This is a genomic window from Collinsella aerofaciens (assembly GCF_015552075.1).
GTDB lineage: Bacteria > Actinomycetota > Coriobacteriia > Coriobacteriales > Coriobacteriaceae > Collinsella > Collinsella aerofaciens_Y.
In genome coordinates, this window is record NZ_JADNDZ010000121.1 from 43,819 (window position 1) to 62,362 (window position 18,544).

The window sequence follows — 18,544 nt, forward strand, 5'->3', positions numbered from 1 at the left end:
CCGGATGGACTACTTAGAGTAGAGCTCGACGATGAGCTGCTCGTTGATATCACCGCTAATCTGCTCACGCGTCGGCAGAGCGAGCACGTTACCAGACAGCTTCTCGATATCGACCTCGAGCCAGCCAGGGACCTCAAAGCGCTCGGAGGAAATCAGGGCCTCCTTGATGGGGAGGAGGTCACGGAACTTCTCGCCGACAGCGACGACGTCGCCGGCCTTGACGCGGTAAGACGGGATGTCCACGCGCTTGCCGTTCACGGTGAAGTGACCGTGACGGACGGACTGACGAGCCTCTTTGCGGGTGCGGGCAAAGCCAAGACGGAAGACGACGTTGTCGAGGCGAGACTCAAGGATGATCATGAGGTTCTCACCGGTGACGCCGTTCATCTTACGGGCCTTGTTGAAGTAGCCGTGGAACTGCTTCTCCAGAACGCCATAGATGAACTTGACCTTCTGCTTCTCGCGCAGCTGCATGCCGTACTCAGATTCCTTGCGACGGCGCTTGGGCTGACGGATAGATTCCTTCTTGCTGCTGTAACCGAGCTCAGCGGGATCGATCCCGAGCTGACGGCAGCGCTTAAGAACAGGAGTCCTGTCGATTGCCATATTGATACGATCCTTTCAGTTACACGCGGCGACGCTTCTTGGGGCGGCAGCCGTTGTGCGGAATGGGGGTCTTGTCCTGGATGCTCGAGACCTCGAGGCCAGCAGCCTGGAGGGAGCGGATGGCGGTCTCACGACCGGAGCCGGGGCCTTTGACGAAGACGGAAACCTTCTTCATACCGTGCTCCATGGCCTGCTTGGCAGCAGCCTCGGCAGCCATCTGGGCAGCGAACGGCGTGGACTTACGGGAGCCCTTGAAGCCCACCTGGCCAGCCGACTTCCAGGAAATGACGTTGCCCTGGGGATCGGTGATCGAAACGATCGTGTTGTTGAACGTAGAACGAATGTGAGCCTGGCCCACGGAAATGTTCTTACGGTCCGCGCGCTTCAGACGGGCAGCGCGAACGTTCTTCTTAGCAGTAGCCATCTATCTAGCGCTCCTTATTTCTTCTTCTTAGCACCGATCTGACGCTTCGGGCCCTTGCGGGTACGAGCGTTAGTGTGGGTGCGCTGGCCGCGGACCGGGAGGCCCTTGCGGTGACGAAGGCCGCGGTTGCAGCCGATGTCCATAAGGCGCTTGACGTTCTGGTTGCGCTCACGGCGGAGGTCGCCCTCAACCATGATCTGGTTCTTGTCGATATAATCGCGGATGGCGTTAACCTCATCCTCGGTGAGGTCCTTAACGCGCGTATCCACGTTAACGTTGCACTCGACGCAAATCTTCGTCGCAGTGGTGCGGCCGATGCCGTAAATGTAGGTCAGACCGATCTCAACGCGCTTCTCACGCGGGAGGTCGACACCATTAATACGGGCCAACGTAGTCTCCTCTCTTAACCCTGACGCTGCTTATGACGGGGGTTCTCGCAAATGACGAGGACCTTGCCATGGCGCCTAATGATTTTGCACTTATCGCACATCTTCTTGACCGAAGGACGTACCTTCATCGTTCTTCCTTTCGGTAGCGCTCAAACTACTTCCCTACTATCTACTCGCCCAGCCGCAGGCGTTTAAAACTATGGCTGGTCTTCACACACAATCCGACCGTAGGTTGAGCTAAGCCTGCAGTCGGAAATGGAGTGCGTGTATGCGTGCCGCTATTTGTAGCGATAGGTGATGCGGCCGCGGGTCAGGTCGTACGGGGAAAGCTCCACGACAACCCTGTCACCGGGGAGAATACGGATGTAATTCATTCGGATCTTGCCAGAAATGTTGCACAGAACCGAATGACCGTTCTCGAGCTCGACCTTAAACATGGCGTTGGGCAACGGTTCCTTTACCGTACCCTCGAGCTCAATTGCGTCTTCCTTCTTCACAAGCAATCATCTTTCTCTAGAAAACGACAGCGATTGAGTATTCTACAACACGTATGCACGCATCGTAATAACTTCGTAATGGCTCCACAACTAAGTGGAACTTGTTACATTTCTCCGCCTTGGAGCGAACACCAAGCACCTTGCGCATCCGTGGTGAGAATCACCGGGCCGTCATTGGTAATGGCGACGGTGTTCTCGTAGTGCGCGGCGGGCAGGTGGTCGTTGGTCGTGACGATCCAACCGTCGGAACCCGTGCTCACATGGTTGGAACCCATCGTAACCATCGGCTCAATGGCAATGACCATGCCGGCCTGGAGGCGAACGCCCCTCCCCTTCTTTCCATAGTTAGGAACGTTGGGGTCCTCGTGCATCACGAGGCCAATGCCATGGCCCACATAATCACGAAGCACGCCGTAACCGTGAGACTCGGCGAGGGACTGAACGGCATAACCGACGTCCCCGATATGGTTACCGGGAACAGCCTGCTCGATGGCAGCCTTAAGGCAATCGCGCGTGACCTCGCACAAAGCCTTGGCTTCGGGCGTGGGGGTGCCGACGAAAAACGTCCAAGCGTTATCGCCGACCCAACCGTCAACGACAGCTCCCGTATCAATGGAGATGATATCGCCATCGCGCAGGATCATGTCGGGGTTGGGAATACCGTGAACCACGGCATCGTTGATCGATGCGCAGATGGTTCCCGGGAACCCGCCGTAGCCCTTAAAGGCCGGGGTGCCGCCATGCATGCGGATAATCTGCTCCGCGAGCTGATCGAGCTCAAAAGTCGAAACGCCGGGGCGCACCATGGCTCCAACGTGGCGGAGCGCCATCTTAGATAGCGCTCCTGCCTTCTTCATCTGCTCGATTTGCGTTGCAGACTTAATCTTGATCATAGACCGAGAGCCTCTTTGACATCCCCGTACACGGTCTCGCGAGCCTGGTCACCGTTGACCGACTTGAGCAGACCCTGGCCACGATAGTAGTCAACGAGCGGGCTCGTGGACTTCTCGTAGACGTCGAGACGGTTCTTGATGGTCTCGGGCTTGTCGTCGTCGCGCTGATACATCTCGCCACCGCACTTGGGGCAGGTGGCATCGGCAGCGGTGCCGGTGTAACCGCAGGCGCGGCAGGTGCGACGCGAAGACAGACGATCGATAATGACCTCGGGGGCCACATCGACCAGAAGGGCGCAATCGATCTCGCGACCCATGGCGGAGAGCTCGGAATCGAGCGTCACAGCCTGGGCGGTGTTGCGCGGGAAGCCGTCGAGGATGAAGCCCTGCTGGGCGTCATCGGCGGCAAGGCGCTCCTTGACAAGGTCGATCACGAGCTGGTCGGGAACGAGCTCGCCAGCGTCCATGTACTTCTTAGCCTGAATACCAAGCTCGGTGCCACCCTTGACGGCAGCACGCAGCAGGTCGCCCGTGGAAATATGGGCGACGCCAAACTCGGCGACGAGCTCCTGTGCGACGGTGCCCTTACCGGCACCCGGAGCTCCGAGCAATACGAGGTTCATGAGCAATCCTCCTCTAGCCTATTTAAAGAATCCATCGTAATCATACATCTTGATCTGGCCTTCGAGCTTATCGACCGTGTCGAGCACGACGCCGACCATGATGAGGATGGACGTGCCGCCAAATGCCTGGATCAGATGGTTACCCGTGAAGGAGAAGATGATCGAAGGCACGATGGCGATGAGCGCCAAAAAGACAGCGCTGGGAAGCGTGATCTTGTTGAGCGCGTTCTTGATGTAGGCCGCGGTAGCCCTACCCGGACGGACGCCCGGAATAAAGCCGCCCTGCTTCTTAAGGTTATCGGCCGTGTCATCGGGGTTGAACACCATGGAGGTGTAGAAGTACGCGAAGAACACGATGAGGACAACGTTAAGCACCCAGTTGAGCCAACCGGTCGAAAGCGCGGAGGCAACTGCCTGAATCCAGCCGATGCCGGGGAAGAACACGGCAATCTGAGCCGGGAAGTACAGCAGCGCCGAAGCGAAGATAATCGGCACGACACCCGCGGTGTTGACCTTGATGGGCAGGTAGGTGGTCTGGCCACCCATCATGCGACGGCCCACGACGCGCTTAGCGTAGGAGACCGGGATGCGGCGCTGGCCGCGCTCAAGGAAAACAATCAGCGGGATAACCAGCAGGATGATGGCGCAGATGATCACCACGGTGATGATGCCACCGGCATTGCCCTCGGTGCTGGAGAAGATAGCCTGCGGCAGACCGGCCATGATGTTCGCGAAGATGATCAGCGACATGCCATTGCCGATACCGCGCTGGGTGATGAGCTCACCAATCCACATGATCAGCATGGCGCCCGCGGTGAGCGTACCGACGATCATGAGGTCGAAGATGATCTCGGGAGCGCCGGCGCCATTGAAGCTGATGCCGAAGCTCTTAAAGAGGAAGAGGTAACCCACGGAGTTGAGGATTGCCAGAGCCAGGGTGAGGTAACGCGAATACTGCGTAATCTTGGTCTGACCGACCTCGCCCTCGCGGGCAAGCTCATGCAGGGAAGGCACGACGGCCTGGAGCATCTGGAGGATAATCGAGCTGGTGATGTAAGGCATGATGCCCAGCGAAAACACCGACACATAGCTCAACGCGCCGCCAGAGAAAAGATTCAGGAGGGCCATAGCACCTGCGGCGACCGAATTGTTATCGGTCGAGAAAAGGCCCAGCATCCCCTGGAAGGGAATGCCGGGCACAGGAACGTGCGCACCAATGCGGTACACGACGAGCATAGCTATGGTAAAAAGAATCTTTTCGCGCAATTCTTTGATGCGGAAAGCATTCTTAAGACCATTTAGCACGGCAGCTCGACCTTTCCGCCGGCGGCCTCGATCTTGGCCTGCGCAGAAGCGCTGACCTTGTCGACCTTGACCGTGAACTTCTTGGTGAGCTCACCATTGCCGAGCACCTTGACGGGCTCGAACTCGCTCTTGGTGATGCGAGCGGCCTTAAGAGCGGCACCGTCGATCACAGCGCCGTCCTCGAACTTGCGCTCGAGACGCTCAACGTTAACAGCGGTGTACTCGATACGACGGGGGTTACGGAAGCCCGGAAGCTTGGGCAGGCGCATAGCCAGCGGAGTCTGGCCACCCTCGAAGCCGGCACCCTTGGTGCCGCCAGAGCGGGAACCCTGGCCCTTCTGGCCGCGGCCAGAAGTGGTGCCGTGACCCGAAGAATTGCCACGGCCGACGCGCTTGCGGTTCTTGGTGGAACCGGGCGCGGGAGTAAGATCGTGAAGCTGCATTTGCTACTCCTCTACAATCTCGACAAGGTGCTTGACCTTGAAGATCATGCCGCGGACGGACTCGTTGTCAGCAATCTCGCGAACCTCGCGGATCCTGTGGAGACCGAGGGCACGGACAGTACGGACCTGGTCCTGCTTGCAACCGTTGGTGCTGCGGACCTGCTTGATCTTGATGGTGTCAGCCATGCTTAGTTCTCCTTACCGACGAACATCTCGGAGACCGTCAGGCCACGGCGAGCCGCGACGTCCTCAGGGCTGGAGAGCTCCTTGAGGCCCTCGACGGCAGCCTTGATGATGTTGAGGCCGTTGTCGGTACCGAGGGACTTGGACAGGACGTTCTTGATGCCAGCAAGCTCGAAGAGGGGACGCACAGCGCCGCCGGCGATAACGCCGGTACCCTCGACAGCGGGCTTGATGATGATGCGGCCGGCACCAAAGTGGCCGAGAACCTCGTGCGGGATGGTGCCCTGATCGGTCACCGGCACGTGGAACATGTTCTTCTTGGCATCGAGAGACGCCTTGGAGATGGCCAGGGGCACCTCAGCGGACTTGCCCATGCCAACGCCGACGTTGCCCTTGCCGTCGCCAACGACGACGAGAGCGACGAGGCTCATGCGACGACCACCCTTGACGGTCTTCGACACGCGGTTGATGTAAACGACGCGCTCCTCGAACTCGGAGGCCTCGCGCTGCTGCTTCTGATTACGAGCCATGTGCTACATACCTCCTAGAACTCGAGACCGGCGGCACGAGCACCGTCGGCGAGGGCCTTGACGCGGCCATGGTAGATACGGCCACCGCGATCGAAGGCGACCTTGGTGATGCCGGCCTCGATGGCGCGCTTGCCAACGAGCTGACCGACCTTCTCCGCAGCCTCCTTGTTCGAGGTGTGGGTGCCCTTAAACTCGGCCTCGAGGGTCGAGGCAGAGACGAGCGTCAGGCTGGAGCCCTTGCTGTCGTCGATGATCTGGGCATAGATGTTGGCGTTAGTACGGGTCACGCGAAGACGCGGACGCTCGGAGGTACCCGAGACCTTGCCGCGAACACGACGCTGACGACGCTTGAGGCCTTCCAGCTTCGCCTTATGCTTGTTCATACGTAAACTCCTAAAAAGGTTGATCTTGCCAGCACCTGACGGGGTGCTGGTCTTATGCGAGTGAGTCGGTTACGACTACTTGGCGGCCTTACCCAGCTTGCGGCGGATGTGCTCGCCAACGTAGTGGATACCCTTGCCCTTGTAAGGCTCGGGAGGACGATGGCCGCGGATCTCAGCGGCGATCTGACCGACCTGCTGCTTGTTGATACCCTTGACGTTCACGTGGGTGTTGTCGGGAACCTCGAAGGTGATGCCCTCGGGAGCCTCGACGATCACGGGGTGCGAGAAGCCCAGGGAGAACTCGAGGTTCTTGCCCTTCTGCTGCACGCGGTAACCGACGCCGGCGAGCTCGAGCTTCTTCTCGAAGCCCTCGGAAACGCCAACAACCATGTTGTGGATGAGGGCACGGGTGAGGCCGTGGCGGGCACGGGTCTCACGCTCGTCGTCGGGACGGGAAACGGTGAGGACGTTGTCCTCGACGTTGATAGCGAGCTTCTCAAAGACATCGAGCTCGAGCTGGCCCTTGGGGCCCTTGACGACAACGTTGTTGCCGTTGACTGCCACTTCGACTCCGGCGGGAATCTGGACAGGCTTATTACCGATACGAGACACGGTGATCTCCTTTCCTTCTACCTACCGAGCGAATTACCAGACGTAAGCGATGATCTCGCCGCCGACGTTGTGCTTGCGAGCATCGCGGTCGGTCATGACGCCATGGCTGGTGGAAATAATGGCGGTACCAAGGCCACCGCGGACGCGGGGCATGTCGGCAACGCCGGTGTACTTACGCAGGCCCGGCTTGGAAATGCGGCGGATGCCGTTGATGACCTTAGCCTTCTTGGGACCATACTTAAGCGTGATGTGCAGAGTCTTCTGGGGAACGGTGTCCTCGACATCGTAGCCCTCGATGTAGCCCTCCTCGTGCAGAACACGAGCGATCTCGACGAGCTTCTTGCTGCTCGGCATGGAGACCGTGGCCTTGTTCACAGAGTTAGCGTTACGGATGCGCGTAAGCATATCTGCGATCGGGTCTGTAAGGTTCATACAGATTCTCCTTCGTTCTTGATGAACACGTGCTCTTGGTTCTTCGCCGCCCTTAACGGCAAAGCCTAACTAGCGCGTTTTCCCTGTTCCAAACGGATGCTTGAAACGCTGGTAGTGACTTACCAGCTGGCCTTCTTAACGCCGGGAAGCTCGCCCTTGAGTGCAAGCTCACGGAAGCAGACACGGCACAGGCCGAACTTGCGGTACACAGAGTGCGGACGGCCGCAGCGCTGGCAGCGCGTGTACTCACGAGTAGAGAACTTCTGCTTGCGATTGCACTTGACGATCATCGATGTCTTAGCCACTTATATCCTCCTCACATAGAGTATTGTTCGCCCCAAGCGCCGTCCCCTTGTGGAAACGGCGCTTTTAGGGCAGGTGAACCTATTTCTTGAACGGGAAACCGAAGGCGTCCAGAAGGGCCTTGGCCTCCTCATCGGTGTTGGCGGTGGTCACGAAGGTGATGTCCATACCACGCTGGTGATCGACGGAGTCGAAGTCGATCTCGGGGAAGATGAGCTGCTCGGTGACGCCCATGGAGAAGTTACCACGGCCGTCGAAGCTCTTGGCGGAGATGCCGCGGAAGTCGCGGATACGGGGGATCGCGACGGAGGTCAGACGATCGAAGAACTCCCACATACGGTCGCCACGCAGGGTAACCTTGCAGCCGATCGGCATACCAGCGCGCAGGCGGAAGGTAGCGATGGACTTGCGGGCACGGGTGATCATCGGCTGCTGGCCGGTGATGGCGCGCAGGTCGCGCACAGCACCGTCGATGGCCTTGGAATCGGTAGCGGCCTCGCCGACACCCATGTTCACAACGATCTTCTCAAACTTGGGGATCATCATGACGTTCTCGTACTGGAACTTGTCCTGAAGCTGCTGCTTGACCTCGTTGTTGTACTTGGTCTTCAGACGCGGCACATACTTCTCTTCTGCCATTGTTCACTCCTTCTTGGGGTTTTAAGCACGGGGCGTGGCCACAGCGGGTTGTCCTCGTGCCTCCTGACTGCATCCGCGCCGCTCATGGCATTTTGCGGTTTGGACTCGACGCAGCAGGAGCCGACAAAACAATCGGTACTATACGCGCATTGGGTGTGTATTTCCAGAAAAACCTCGTCTGCCTGCACAACTCCACAACTCCCCCGCACAAATGGGTCCGCATGCGACGGAGGAAAACGGATCTCTTGGCAGTTGCGGTGAAATAGTTCCTGGCTGACCGCCCGTCAGGCTTATCTAGGAACTATTTCACCGCAACTCATATATGGGGATGCGACTAGCGCTTGCGGGGGACGAGTTTGGTACGGCGCAGGTGGATCATCTCGGCGGCGATGGAGATGGCGATCTCCTCGGGGTCCTCGGCCTGAATGGCAACGCCGATCGGCAGGTGCAGCTCGTCGATCTGGTCCTGCGTAAAGCCCTCCTGCTCCAGGCGGGCGCGCACAAAGGCCGTCTTACGGCGCGAGCCCAAGCAGCCCAGATAGGCGGGTTTGGCGCGCATGGCCTGAATCACCACGTCGATATCAGACTTGTGACCCGCCGTGGCGACGACCACCAGGTCGCGCGGGCCGATGGGGCACTGCTTGCTCAGGTTCTTGTAATCGACCAGGCGACGATCGTAGACACCGGGCACCCATTCGGGGGTCAGCGTGCCGGGGCGGTCGTCGCAAGCCACGACGGCAAAGCCCGCCGCCGTGAGCACCCGCGCCGTCGCGGCGCCCACGTGTCCGCAGCCAAAGATGTAGGTCAGGCCCTCGGGGCAGAGCGTCTCGATGTGCGCCGGGGGAATCTCGGAGGCGGCGTTGGTGTAGGTGACCTTACTCCCCTCCTCCACCAGCGAAAGCCCGGGGCAGCCCGCAATGGTGCGGCGCGATTCCTCGCCATGGTACTCGGCCACATCGCCCTCGAGCGCGCTCGCGATAAACGGCTCAAAGTCGATGACGAAGTCGCCGATGCGCCGATAGGCCAAGACGTCGGCAATTTCCTGGAACAACGGTGCCTGGGTTGCATCCAGATGCAGGTAGCACAGGCAGATGGCCCCGCCGCAGATCATGCCGGTATCGGAGTTCTCGCCGCCCATGGTGTAGCGGACCAGACGCGACTGTCCCGCGCTCAGGAGCTCGCGCGCCTCATCCAGCGCAAAGAGCTCAATCTTGCCGCCGCCGATAGTGCCCGCCTGGCTACCATCGGCAAAGACGGCCATCCAGGCGCCCACGCCGCGCGGCGACGACCCTGCCGTGCCGGCAACTACCACCAACTCGCACGTCTTACCAGCCTTCAGAGCGCCAAGCGCAGCATTCACCACATCGAGCTTTTCCATTGCAATTTCCTATCCCTGGAATACACCGGTGAGCATGGCGAGCGCCTCGAGCACGCCGCCGCCGACCGACGTCGCCTTGTCCGAAATGTAGTTGATATAGCTGGCATCGCCGCGCGGATCGACATCGGCGCATTTAAAGCCCTCAGTCACCTGCACGCCGTTCGCCAAAAGCCCGCGCAGACAACCATCAATCTGCGTGCGCATAGGCGTATCGCCCGCGTAGCCAATCACGTCTCCGGCGCTCACGATGTCGCCGATTGCACGGTCGGACCGAAACACGCCGGCGGCGGGGCTGTGGATAACGCGCTCCTTGCCATAGCCGGCGATAATGCCCGGCACGCCCGTGTTGGGCTGGGGCGAACCTTGGGTAATGACACGGCCGAGAAAATGCCCGCGCATGGTCTCGACCACGGCGTCGCAATCGACCGGCGCGGTAAAGCCCGGCCCCACGGCGATGACGGCAGGCGCCATGTCGCGCGTGGTGCCCAGGTTGCGCTTGGCCAAAATCGCGTCGACCACAGCTGCGGGCTTAAGCTCATCGAGCATCTTGGCCTGGGGGTCCACCACAACGGCGACGTCTCCAGCCTCGGTAATCGCAAGCGCCTCAGCCGGCGTCTGTGCCAAGCGAGCGCGAATGCCTTCGACCTCGACCTCGCCCAGGCGAATGGCCTCGCAAAAACTGATTGTGCGGCGGATGCACGTGGGAACCGCAATATCGGCCATAACGACCGACACGCCGGCGCGCACCAAGCGAGCGGCGACGCCCGTGGCGATATCGCCGGCACCGCGAACATAAACGAGCATTCCCGGGGCACCTCCCTGTGCTACGGTTTGAGCAGAGCAAAAGCGGTTCGACCGCTACTCTGATGATTATTTATTATCACAGTTTTATACGGCGGTGAACAGATGGAAACGGTTAGCGGCAATCTTGCCTCGACGCTCAGGATCGAGCCGGGCATTACCGCGATTATCGGCAGCGGCGGCAAGTCGACGTTGCTGAAGACGCTGGGTCTCGAGCTTATGCGCGCTGGCGGCCGCGTGCTCCTCTGTACCACCACGCACATGTTTCCCGTTGCCGGCGTGCCATGGGACGGGTCGAACCGTCGCCTGGACGCCGCGCCTTGGAAGCCGGGCGCCTCGCATGTCCCCGGTTGCACCTGCGAGGCCTGCGCGGGCTTTGCGCGCGGAAGTATCTGCCAGACAGGTGTCTTGGACCCCCAGACAGGCAAGTTCTCCTCCCCTGCCGAGCCGCTCGACCAGCTGGCGCAGCGCTTTGACTACGTCCTGGCCGAGGCGGACGGCAGCAAGCGGCTCCCGCTCAAGACGCACGCCGCCTGGGAGCCGGTGATTCCCTCTGGCACGGCCAACATCGTCTGGATCGTCGGCGCCTCGGGGTTCGGCAAGCCCATCAACGAAGCCGTCCACCGCCCCGAGCTCTTTTGCGAGCGTTGCGGCTGCGAGCTCACTGACATCGCCACGCCCGAGCGCGTCGCCATGGTGCTCAATGCCGAGATGCGGATGCTGAACCTCAACAATGCCCGCATCATGCTCAACCAAGTCGACACGCTCAGCGACCCCACGATGGCCGACCGCTTCGAGGCAGCTCTCGACCACCCCGTCGTCGCCAGCAGCCTCAAGTAGCCGGCCCCATCTCCTCAGTTGCGGTGAAATACGGACTGTTTGGCCGCCCGACGGCCGCAAACAGTCCGTATTTCACCGCAACTGAGGAGGGGACACGGCATCTTTGCTGCTAGCGGGGCACGTAGCGACCGGGCTGGGCTCCGGTGGGCTCGCCGTCGCGCGCGGCCAGCACGCCATTCACAAACACAGCCTTGGCGCGGCCATGTGCCTCAAAACCCTCGAGCGGCGTGTAGTCCACAGCCTGATGCTGCGTCGCCGCGCGAATGGTCCAGCGCGCCTTGGGATCCCACACGCACACGTCGGCATCGGCACCCTCGGCAAGACAGCCCTTGCGCGGATACATGCCAAAGACGCGCGCCGGGTTCTCGCTCATCAGGCGGCAGAGGTCCTCGGGGCCCAGCTGTCCCTCAAAGCTCGTAGCGATCGCGACGGGACGATGCTCCACACCGGGTCCGCCGTTGGGAATCGCGCGGAAGTCGTCGCGCCCGCGGTCCTTTTGCCCGTGCAGGTTAAAGCTGCAGTGGTCGGTCGCGATCGTATCGACCTCGCCGGCCACAAGCGCCTCGCGCAGTGCCGCACGGTCGCCCGCATGGCGCAGCGGCGGGCTCATCACATATTTGGCGCCCGCAAAGCCGTCCTCGCCCTGCTCCAGATAGCAGGTGTCGTCGAGCATCAGATACTGGGGGCATGTCTCGACATAGATGTTCTTCTGCCCGCGCGCTTTGGCAGCGCGAATGGCCTCGAGCCCCAGCTTGGTCGAAAGGTGCACTACGTTGACCGGAGCGTCCCCGGCCAAGTGCGCCAGATACAGCAGGCGGCTCACGGCCTCGGCCTCACACACGTCCGGACGGCTGAGCGCATGCCCCTCGGGCCCATGAATCCCCCGCTCGTACACGCGCTTCTGCAGCTCATTCACCAGCGTACCGTTCTCGCAATGCACGCACAGTATGCCGCCAATACGCTTGAGCTCCTCGAGCACCTCGAGCGTCTCGGCATCGTCCAAGCGCAAGTGGTCGTAGGCAAAGTAGGTCTTAAACGACGAAACGCCCGCCTCGCGCATAGCCGCGAGATCGGCGCGGTTGCGCTCATTCCACTCGGCGAGTGCCATATGAAAAGCGTAGTTTGCCGTGCAGGTGCCGTCGGCGCGGTGGTGCCACTCGGCAAGGGCATCGGGCATGGTCACGCCGCGGTCGGCCGTGGCGTAGTCCACGATGGTCGTCGTACCGCCGCAGGCGGCCGCACGCGTGCCGGTTTCAAAGCTATCGGCTGTCCAATCCATGCCAGTCCAGCACTGCATGTGCGTGTGGCCGTCGATAAAGCCCGGGAACACCCAACAGCCCGCGGCATCCTCGACGGTATCGCCCTCGCCCGGCTCAATCGCCGCGGCAATCCGCACAATCTTGTCGCCCTCCATGGCAAGATCGGCGCGGCGAAGCCCCTGGGGCGTCACGAGCGCGCCGTTTTTGATGATGATCATGTTGCTCCTTATTGATTAATACAGTTGGCCACGCGATCAAAATACGAGCAGGCCGCGATATGCTCCGTTATGCGTCGCTGTCCCTCTGCGGTATCGACATCCCACAGCTCGTAGGCACGCGCCTCGACCAGCACCACGTCGGTACGGTCCTTGAGAATCGAGCCCCCGCCGTCCTTGCCCTCAAGACGTATGAGTGCATCGAACAGTTCCGCCGGAAAGAGCACCGGGCTCGAAGGCTCACCGTTGCACGCAAGACGCACCGGATGTTTGCGGCCACGCTCGTCAAATGCACGAACCATAGCCTCAAAAGAACCCGAACTCACGAGCGGCTGGTCGCCCGGCAAAAAGAGGCAACCTTTCCAGTTGCGTTCGACTCCCCATGAAAGGCCCGCACGGACGCTTTCGCTGCGCAGCTCGCCATCGTGCAGCACGCACGGGCAATGCTTGTCCTCGCAAATCTGAGCGACCTCGGGCCAACGCGTCGAAACCACGACGTCAAAGCCCCGGGGAACCGAATCGATGGTCCGGGCAATCAGCGGCTCGCCATAGATATCGGCAAGCATCTTGTTAGAGCCAAACCGCTTGCCCTCGCCCGAAGCCATAATGACGCATCCAAGTTTCATGGTGATACCTCCCCTGAAACCATCGTACCCATAACTCGCGCCGCGGGCATCCACATCGAAAGCGCTTATCCCGCACGCCCACGATACAAAAAGGGGGGCACCCCGCCGTTTGGCAGAGCGCCCCCTTTACATGGCTTACCTCAGCCCGGCTTTAGGCCTGGAGCCAACGGGCGGTGTTGCGCTCGTCGAGGGCCTTGAGGGTAGCGGCGGGATCGGCAACCTTCTGCAGGAACATCATGGCTGCGATGGCGTACGGCTTGTAGCTGGCCTCCTTGTACATGCCCACGCGGTGCATGTCGAAGACGTCGGCGTTGACCTCGCCGTGCTCGCAGGAGACACCGGAGATGTCGGCGGGCAGCGGGTGCATAAAGATGGTGTCCTGGCCGTTGGCAGTCTTCTCCATGAGCTCGGTCGTGGAGCACCAATCCTGATGCGTAGCGTTCTGAGCGAGCAGCTCCTTCTCGAGCGCAGCGATGCCGGCGTCGTCGCCCTCGGCGTACAGGTTGGTGCGCTTCTCCATGGCGGCAAACGGAGCCCAGCTCTTGGGGATTACGATGTCGGCGCCCTCGAAGGCCTCAGCCATGGTGTTGACCTGCTTAAAGGTGGTGCCGGACTCGGCGGCATAGCCCTTGGCGCGCTCGACGACCTCGGGCATGAGGTCGTAGCCCTCGGGGTGAGCCAGGGTGACGTCCATGCCAAAGCGGGGCAGCAGGCTGATCAGCGACTGCGGGCAGGACAGCGGCTTGCCGTAAGAGGGCGAATAGGCCCAGGTGACGGCAACCTTCTTGCCCTTGAGGTTCTCAAGACCGCCAAACTCGTTGATGAGGTAGAGCATGTCGGCAGAGGACTGCGTGGGGTGGTCGGAATCGGACTGCAGGGAGATGAGCGTGGGACGGTGATCCAGAACGCCGTCCTCGTAGGCCTGCTGGACAGACTCGGAGACCTCGGCCATGTAGGCGTCGCCCTTGCCGATGTACATGTCGTCGCGGATGCCGATGACGTCGGCCATGAAGGAAATCATGGTAGCGGTCTCGCGGACGGTCTCGCCGTGAGCGATCTGGGACTTCTTCTCGTCCAGGTCCTGCAGCTCAAGGCCAAGCAGGTTGGCGGCCTTAGAGAAGGAGAAGCGCGTACGGGTGGAGTTGTCGCGGAACAGCGAGACGGCCAGGCCCGAGTCGAAGATCTTGGACGAAACGTTGTTCTCACGCAGCTCGCGCAGGGCGTCGGCGACGATGTAGAGCGCCTTGAGCTCATCAGTGGTCTTGTCCCAGGTGTGCAGGAAGTCGCTGCCGTACATACCCTTAAAATCGAGGCCGTTCAGCTGCTCGACGAGCTCGGTAAACTTAGCGTCCATGTAAATGTCCTTTCTAAAGGTGAAACGATCGCAATGAGTAGATGCGCTCCGGCATGCGCGTGTGGCTAGAACATGCAGAGCGCTATGACGAGGACCCGCTACCGTCGAGGAAGCATGGGAGATAACGACCGCGGGCCCCAAGTCAACAGGAGGTGCCGGGGGCATAAACTGTCCCCGGCTCAACAAGATCGAGGAATGGGACTAGTCGATCTTGTTGTTGGTCAGACCGGCGCGGAACACGGTGGCATCGCCATCGGCCTGGCTCGGATCGTAGAGGTTCAGGGCAGCCACATACATGGCGGCAGCGGTGACCAGGTCGTCCTTGTAGGTGACCTCGTTGGGAGCGTGAGCCTGAGACTCGGCACCCGGACCAAAGCCGACGCAGGGGATGCCATAGCGGCCCTGGATGGAGACGCAGTTCGTGGAGAAGGTCCACTTGTCGCACAGCGGACGACCGGTGCGCTTGTCCATGCTGGGCTCGCAGCCGATGCGCTCGTCACCGAACATGGCCTTGTGGGCGTCGACGAGGGCCTTGACGTGCGGAGCAGTCTCCTTGTTGATCCACGTGGGGAAGTAAGCCTCGGTCTCGTAGACCTCGCCGGTCCAGGACGGACGGTCGTACATGTACATGGAGACCTTCACGTCGTCGCCGTACTTCTTGGCGGCCGGCAGGTTACGGATCTCGTCCAGGCAGGACTCCCAGGTCTCACCAGCGGTCATGCGACGGTCGATGGAGATGGCGCAGGAGTCAGCGACAGCGCAGCGGCTGGGGCTGGTGTAGAAGATCTGGCTGACGGTGCAGGTGCCGCGACCCAGGAAGCGGGCGTCCTCGAAGTGCTCGGGGTTGTACTTGGGGTCGAGCATCTTGACGAGACCCTTGATGTCGGTCGACTCGTCGCAGCCGTTGTTGTTGAGAGCGCGAACGTCGGCGATGATGTCGGCCATCTTGTAGATGGCGTTGTCGCCGCGGTCGGGAGCGGAGCCGTGGCAGGAGGTGCCGTGAACGTCGACGCGGATCTCCATGCGGCCGCGGTGACCGCGATAGATGCCGCCGTCGGTGGGCTCGGTGGAAATGACGAACTCGGGCTTAATGCCGTCCTTGTTGTAGATGTACTGCCAGCACATGCCGTCGCAGTCCTCTTCCTGGACGGTGCCGACGACCATGATCTTGTAGCCCTCGGGGATGAGGCCCATGTCCTTCATCATCTTGGCAGCGTAGGTAGCAGAAGCCATGCCACCCTCCTGGTCGGAGCCGCCGCGGCCATAGATGATCTCATCGGTCTCGTAGCCCTCATAAGGATCGGCATCCCAGTTATCGATGTTGCCGATGCCGACGGTGTCGATGTGAGAGTCGATGGCGATGATCTTGTCGCCCTCGCCCATAAAGCCCATAACGTTGCCCAGGCCGTCGACCTTGACCTCGTCATAGCCAAGGCTCTCCATCTCGGCCTTGATGCAGGCAACAACCTCACCCTCCTCGCAGGACTCAGAGGGATGGGAGATCATAGCGCGCAGGAAGCGAGTCATATCAGCACGATGGGACTCAGCAGCAGCCTTGATAGCGTCGAAATCGAGTTCTTTAGCCATTGTTCATAACCTTTCAAACGAAGGAATCTACCTGTGAGGTGGCGGAGCGATACCTATTTACTCCGCCCCAACGATTAGCAAGTGGGATATTCGCCTTCCCAAACAATGCGGCGATACTGGTCGGGATCGGTGTCGCCCTCGGTGGAGAAGCAGAGCACGGAGCTCGTCTTGTCCAGGCCGATGAGCTCCTTGAGCTCGGCGTACTCGGGATCGAGCATGAGGGTCTCGACCAGGCCGGTGGTCACAGCGCCGGACTCGCCGGAGATGACGCGCGGGTCGCCCTTCTCGGGAGCGCCCAGGGTGCGCATGCCGCGAGCGGTGACCCAGTCGGGGCAGGACACGAAGGCGGTGGTGTGGTTGCGCAGGATATCCCAGCCCAGGATGTTGGGTTCGCCGCAGCACAGGCCGGCCATGATGGAGGGCATGTCGCCGTCCACGATGCGCGGATCGCCGTCGCCGGCGGCAGCGCCCTTGTACAGGCAGGCGGCAGGCGCGCACTCAACCACGACGAAGGTGGGCGGGTTATCGGGATACAGGTTGGTGAAGTAGCCCACCACGGCGCCGGCGAGCGAACCCACGCCAGCCTGGACAAACACGTGCGTCGGGCGGTTGATGGCCATCTCGCGCAGCTGCTCGGCAGCCTCGGAAGCCATGGTGCCGTAACCCTCCATGATCCAGGACGGGATCTTCTCGTAGCCCTCCCAGGCGGTGTCCTGAACGATGACGCCGCGCTCGCAGGCGTCGGCCTCGGCGGCGGCCATGCGCACGCACTCGTCGTAGTTGACCTCTTCAATGGTCACCGTGGCGCCCTCGGCGGCAATGTTATCGAAGCGGGGTTTGGTGGAACCCTTGGGCATGTGCACGACAGCCTTCTGGCCCAGCTTGTTGGCAGCCCATGCCACGCCGCGGCCATGGTTGCCGTCGGTGGCGGTAAAGAAGGTAGCCTGGCCAAAGTCCTCGGCCAGCTGATCGGAGGTCAGGTAATCGAAGGTGCAGTCGGCAACGTCCTTGCCGGTCTCGTCGGCAATGTAGTTGGCCATGGCAAACGAGCCGCCCAGGACCTTAAAGGCGTTGAGGCCAAAGCGATAGCTCTCGTCCTTAACGCACAGGTTGGACAGGCCCAGGCGCGCGGCCTGGCCGTCCAGGCGGGCAAGCGGAGTGACGGTGTACTGAGGGAACGACTGGTGGAAGGCACGGGCCTTCTTCACGTGGTCGAGACTCATGATTCCCAAGTGCTTGTCATCGCTCTTGGGCATCGTGTTGCCCGCCCACTGGATCTTATCGGCCATACGGTGAACTCCTTAAGTCCTCTCTTGCCGGCCCCCGCATACGCGTTTCAGCCCGATCCCATTCACACGGCTGAACTTTTATGTGGATGCCAAACAAAAAGTTTGTTAGTAATGTTCTATCACACTTTTTGATTGGTATACCTAACGAATTGTTTGTTGCCGCAATCGGTACTTTTTCGCCGCCGAACGGTCATGAATTGCCTTGTTGATGGATTTGTTTGCGGTCATGTGTGGTTTATGGCACAGTGAGCCCAAACTAATTTTTAGGAAGGCACCTATGACCCCCGCACAGATTGAGTTTTATAAGCGCCTTGCACACGGCCTGGCGCTCCAATTTGGCCCCAACTGCGAAATCGTCGTCCACGATCTGGAGACCGATGACGTGGACCACTCCATCGTAGTGATTGAAAACGGCCACGTCAGCGGGCGCAAACTGGGTGACGGCCCCAGCCATATCGTGTTTGAGTCCATGCACGAGGGCGCCACCGATGTACACGACCGCGAGCCGTACCTCACTAAAACCACCGACGGTAAGCTGCTCAAATCGTCGACGATCTTTATCCGCAACGACGAGGGCAAGCCCGTCGGCATTTTGGGCATCAACTTTGACATTACGCTTATGAAGGCTTTTGAGCGTTCGCTCGACGCCTTTACCGGCACCGGCGGCACGGGCTATACCGAGCCCGAGCCCATTACCAAGAACATCGGCGACCTGCTCGAGGACCTGCTGCACGAGTGCGAGCAGTTTGTGGGCAAGCCCGCGGCACTCATGACCAAAGACGAGCGCATTCGTGCCATTGGCTACCTCGACCGTCGCGGCGCCTTCCTCATTTCCAAGTCGAGCGAGCGCGCCTGCGAGTTCTTTGGCATCTCCAAGTACAGCTTCTATAGCTACCTCAATGAGGCCAAGGCTGCTGCCGGCGACAAGTAGGC

The 18,544-nt window shown here is 60.7% G+C and carries 25 protein-coding genes; 2 read left to right on the forward strand and 23 right to left on the reverse strand.

Translation table 11 applies throughout. From position 1 onward, the window contains the following. Nucleotides 1–9 precede the first annotated feature (9 nt). The 18 genes from rpsD to yqeB all read right to left on the reverse strand — a co-directional run bounded on the left by rpsD (nucleotide 10) and on the right by yqeB (nucleotide 10,444). Nucleotides 10–606 (reverse strand): 30S ribosomal protein S4, encoded by a 597-nt coding sequence (gene rpsD / locus I2D41_RS09385; RefSeq protein ID WP_006235275.1) that lies wholly within the window; start codon nucleotides 604–606, stop codon nucleotides 10–12. Nucleotides 607–625: 19 nt separating this feature from the next. Further along, nucleotides 626–1,030, reverse strand: a complete 405-nt coding sequence (rpsK, locus tag I2D41_RS09390) for a 30S ribosomal protein S11 (RefSeq protein WP_006235274.1) — start codon at nucleotides 1,028–1,030, stop codon at nucleotides 626–628. Nucleotides 1,031–1,044: 14 nt separating this feature from the next. Continuing rightward, nucleotides 1,045–1,419 (reverse strand): 30S ribosomal protein S13, encoded by a 375-nt coding sequence (gene rpsM / locus I2D41_RS09395; RefSeq protein ID WP_022094275.1) that lies wholly within the window; start codon nucleotides 1,417–1,419, stop codon nucleotides 1,045–1,047. 14 nt (nucleotides 1,420–1,433) lie between these two features. Continuing rightward, complete coding sequence (rpmJ, locus tag I2D41_RS09400) at nucleotides 1,434–1,547, reverse strand: 50S ribosomal protein L36 (RefSeq protein ID WP_006363204.1); 114 nt, start codon at nucleotides 1,545–1,547, stop codon at nucleotides 1,434–1,436. 150 nt (nucleotides 1,548–1,697) lie between these two features. Further along, the gene (infA, locus tag I2D41_RS09405; RefSeq protein ID WP_035137443.1) at nucleotides 1,698–1,916 is read right to left on the reverse strand and encodes a translation initiation factor IF-1; all 219 of its coding nucleotides are present in this window, start codon (nucleotides 1,914–1,916) and stop codon (nucleotides 1,698–1,700) included. A 104-nt stretch (nucleotides 1,917–2,020) separates the two neighbouring features. Beyond that, on the reverse strand, nucleotides 2,021–2,809 hold the full coding sequence (gene map, locus I2D41_RS09410) for a type I methionyl aminopeptidase (RefSeq protein ID WP_195364326.1): 789 nt from the start codon (nucleotides 2,807–2,809) through the stop codon (nucleotides 2,021–2,023). After that, entirely contained in the window at nucleotides 2,806–3,432 is a 627-nt protein-coding gene (locus I2D41_RS09415; protein WP_006235269.1) for an adenylate kinase, read from the reverse strand. The genes map and I2D41_RS09415 overlap by 4 nt, the downstream gene beginning before the upstream one ends. A gap of 18 nt (nucleotides 3,433–3,450) precedes the next feature. Then, the gene (gene secY / locus I2D41_RS09420; RefSeq protein WP_195364327.1) at nucleotides 3,451–4,737 is read right to left on the reverse strand and encodes a preprotein translocase subunit SecY; all 1,287 of its coding nucleotides are present in this window, start codon (nucleotides 4,735–4,737) and stop codon (nucleotides 3,451–3,453) included. Continuing rightward, a complete protein-coding gene (rplO, locus tag I2D41_RS09425; RefSeq protein WP_006235267.1) occupies nucleotides 4,731–5,180 on the reverse strand; it encodes a 50S ribosomal protein L15 in 450 nt (149 codons plus the stop codon). The genes secY and rplO overlap by 7 nt, the downstream gene beginning before the upstream one ends. Before the next feature lie 3 nt (nucleotides 5,181–5,183). Beyond that, nucleotides 5,184–5,366 carry a 50S ribosomal protein L30 gene (gene rpmD, locus I2D41_RS09430; protein WP_006235266.1) on the reverse strand — a complete coding sequence of 61 codons (183 nt, stop codon included), beginning with the start codon at nucleotides 5,364–5,366 and terminating at the stop codon, nucleotides 5,184–5,186. Nucleotides 5,367–5,368: 2 nt separating this feature from the next. After that, nucleotides 5,369–5,893 (reverse strand): 30S ribosomal protein S5, encoded by a 525-nt coding sequence (gene rpsE, locus I2D41_RS09435; protein ID WP_195364328.1) that lies wholly within the window; start codon nucleotides 5,891–5,893, stop codon nucleotides 5,369–5,371. A 14-nt stretch (nucleotides 5,894–5,907) separates the two neighbouring features. After that, nucleotides 5,908–6,276 (reverse strand): 50S ribosomal protein L18, encoded by a 369-nt coding sequence (rplR, locus tag I2D41_RS09440; protein WP_006235264.1) that lies wholly within the window; start codon nucleotides 6,274–6,276, stop codon nucleotides 5,908–5,910. Between the two features lie 75 nt (nucleotides 6,277–6,351). Then, entirely contained in the window at nucleotides 6,352–6,888 is a 537-nt protein-coding gene (gene rplF, locus I2D41_RS09445; protein WP_006235263.1) for a 50S ribosomal protein L6, read from the reverse strand. 33 nt (nucleotides 6,889–6,921) lie between these two features. Beyond that, a complete protein-coding gene (gene rpsH, locus I2D41_RS09450; protein ID WP_006235262.1) occupies nucleotides 6,922–7,320 on the reverse strand; it encodes a 30S ribosomal protein S8 in 399 nt (132 codons plus the stop codon). A 119-nt stretch (nucleotides 7,321–7,439) separates the two neighbouring features. Further along, nucleotides 7,440–7,625: a type Z 30S ribosomal protein S14 gene (locus I2D41_RS09455; protein ID WP_022094280.1), complete on the reverse strand. Its 186-nt coding sequence runs from the start codon at nucleotides 7,623–7,625 to the stop codon at nucleotides 7,440–7,442. A gap of 79 nt (nucleotides 7,626–7,704) precedes the next feature. Then, nucleotides 7,705–8,262 carry a 50S ribosomal protein L5 gene (gene rplE, locus I2D41_RS09460; protein WP_006235260.1) on the reverse strand — a complete coding sequence of 186 codons (558 nt, stop codon included), beginning with the start codon at nucleotides 8,260–8,262 and terminating at the stop codon, nucleotides 7,705–7,707. A 334-nt stretch (nucleotides 8,263–8,596) separates the two neighbouring features. After that, complete coding sequence (locus tag I2D41_RS09465; protein WP_195364329.1) at nucleotides 8,597–9,640, reverse strand: XdhC family protein; 1,044 nt, start codon at nucleotides 9,638–9,640, stop codon at nucleotides 8,597–8,599. Nucleotides 9,641–9,649: 9 nt separating this feature from the next. Then, entirely contained in the window at nucleotides 9,650–10,444 is a 795-nt protein-coding gene (yqeB, locus tag I2D41_RS09470; RefSeq protein WP_195364330.1) for a selenium-dependent molybdenum cofactor biosynthesis protein YqeB, read from the reverse strand. Between the two features lie 102 nt (nucleotides 10,445–10,546). On the opposite strand from yqeB, the gene yqeC reads away from it, so the two are divergent. Beyond that, nucleotides 10,547–11,281 carry a selenium cofactor biosynthesis protein YqeC gene (yqeC, locus tag I2D41_RS09475; RefSeq protein WP_195364331.1) on the forward strand — a complete coding sequence of 245 codons (735 nt, stop codon included), beginning with the start codon at nucleotides 10,547–10,549 and terminating at the stop codon, nucleotides 11,279–11,281. Between the two features lie 109 nt (nucleotides 11,282–11,390). Here yqeC and hydA read toward each other — a convergent pair whose 3' ends face one another. The 5 genes from hydA to dpaL form a co-directional block, all read right to left on the reverse strand. Further along, the gene (gene hydA / locus I2D41_RS09480) at nucleotides 11,391–12,758 is read right to left on the reverse strand and encodes a dihydropyrimidinase (RefSeq protein WP_195364332.1); all 1,368 of its coding nucleotides are present in this window, start codon (nucleotides 12,756–12,758) and stop codon (nucleotides 11,391–11,393) included. A gap of 8 nt (nucleotides 12,759–12,766) precedes the next feature. After that, on the reverse strand, nucleotides 12,767–13,381 hold the full coding sequence (locus I2D41_RS09485; RefSeq protein ID WP_195364333.1) for a nucleotidyltransferase family protein: 615 nt from the start codon (nucleotides 13,379–13,381) through the stop codon (nucleotides 12,767–12,769). A 151-nt stretch (nucleotides 13,382–13,532) separates the two neighbouring features. Further along, nucleotides 13,533–14,735, reverse strand: coding sequence for a knotted carbamoyltransferase YgeW (ygeW, locus tag I2D41_RS09490; RefSeq protein WP_055287465.1), 1,203 nt, complete (start codon nucleotides 14,733–14,735; stop codon nucleotides 13,533–13,535). Nucleotides 14,736–14,936: 201 nt separating this feature from the next. Then, nucleotides 14,937–16,322 carry a YgeY family selenium metabolism-linked hydrolase gene (locus tag I2D41_RS09495; RefSeq protein ID WP_195232234.1) on the reverse strand — a complete coding sequence of 462 codons (1,386 nt, stop codon included), beginning with the start codon at nucleotides 16,320–16,322 and terminating at the stop codon, nucleotides 14,937–14,939. A gap of 74 nt (nucleotides 16,323–16,396) precedes the next feature. After that, nucleotides 16,397–17,611: a diaminopropionate ammonia-lyase gene (gene dpaL, locus I2D41_RS09500; protein ID WP_117583046.1), complete on the reverse strand. Its 1,215-nt coding sequence runs from the start codon at nucleotides 17,609–17,611 to the stop codon at nucleotides 16,397–16,399. Between the two features lie 277 nt (nucleotides 17,612–17,888). Between dpaL and I2D41_RS09505 the strand changes: the two genes are divergently transcribed. Beyond that, entirely contained in the window at nucleotides 17,889–18,542 is a 654-nt protein-coding gene (locus tag I2D41_RS09505) for a helix-turn-helix transcriptional regulator (RefSeq protein ID WP_040359230.1), read from the forward strand. Nucleotides 18,543–18,544 lie beyond the last annotated feature (2 nt).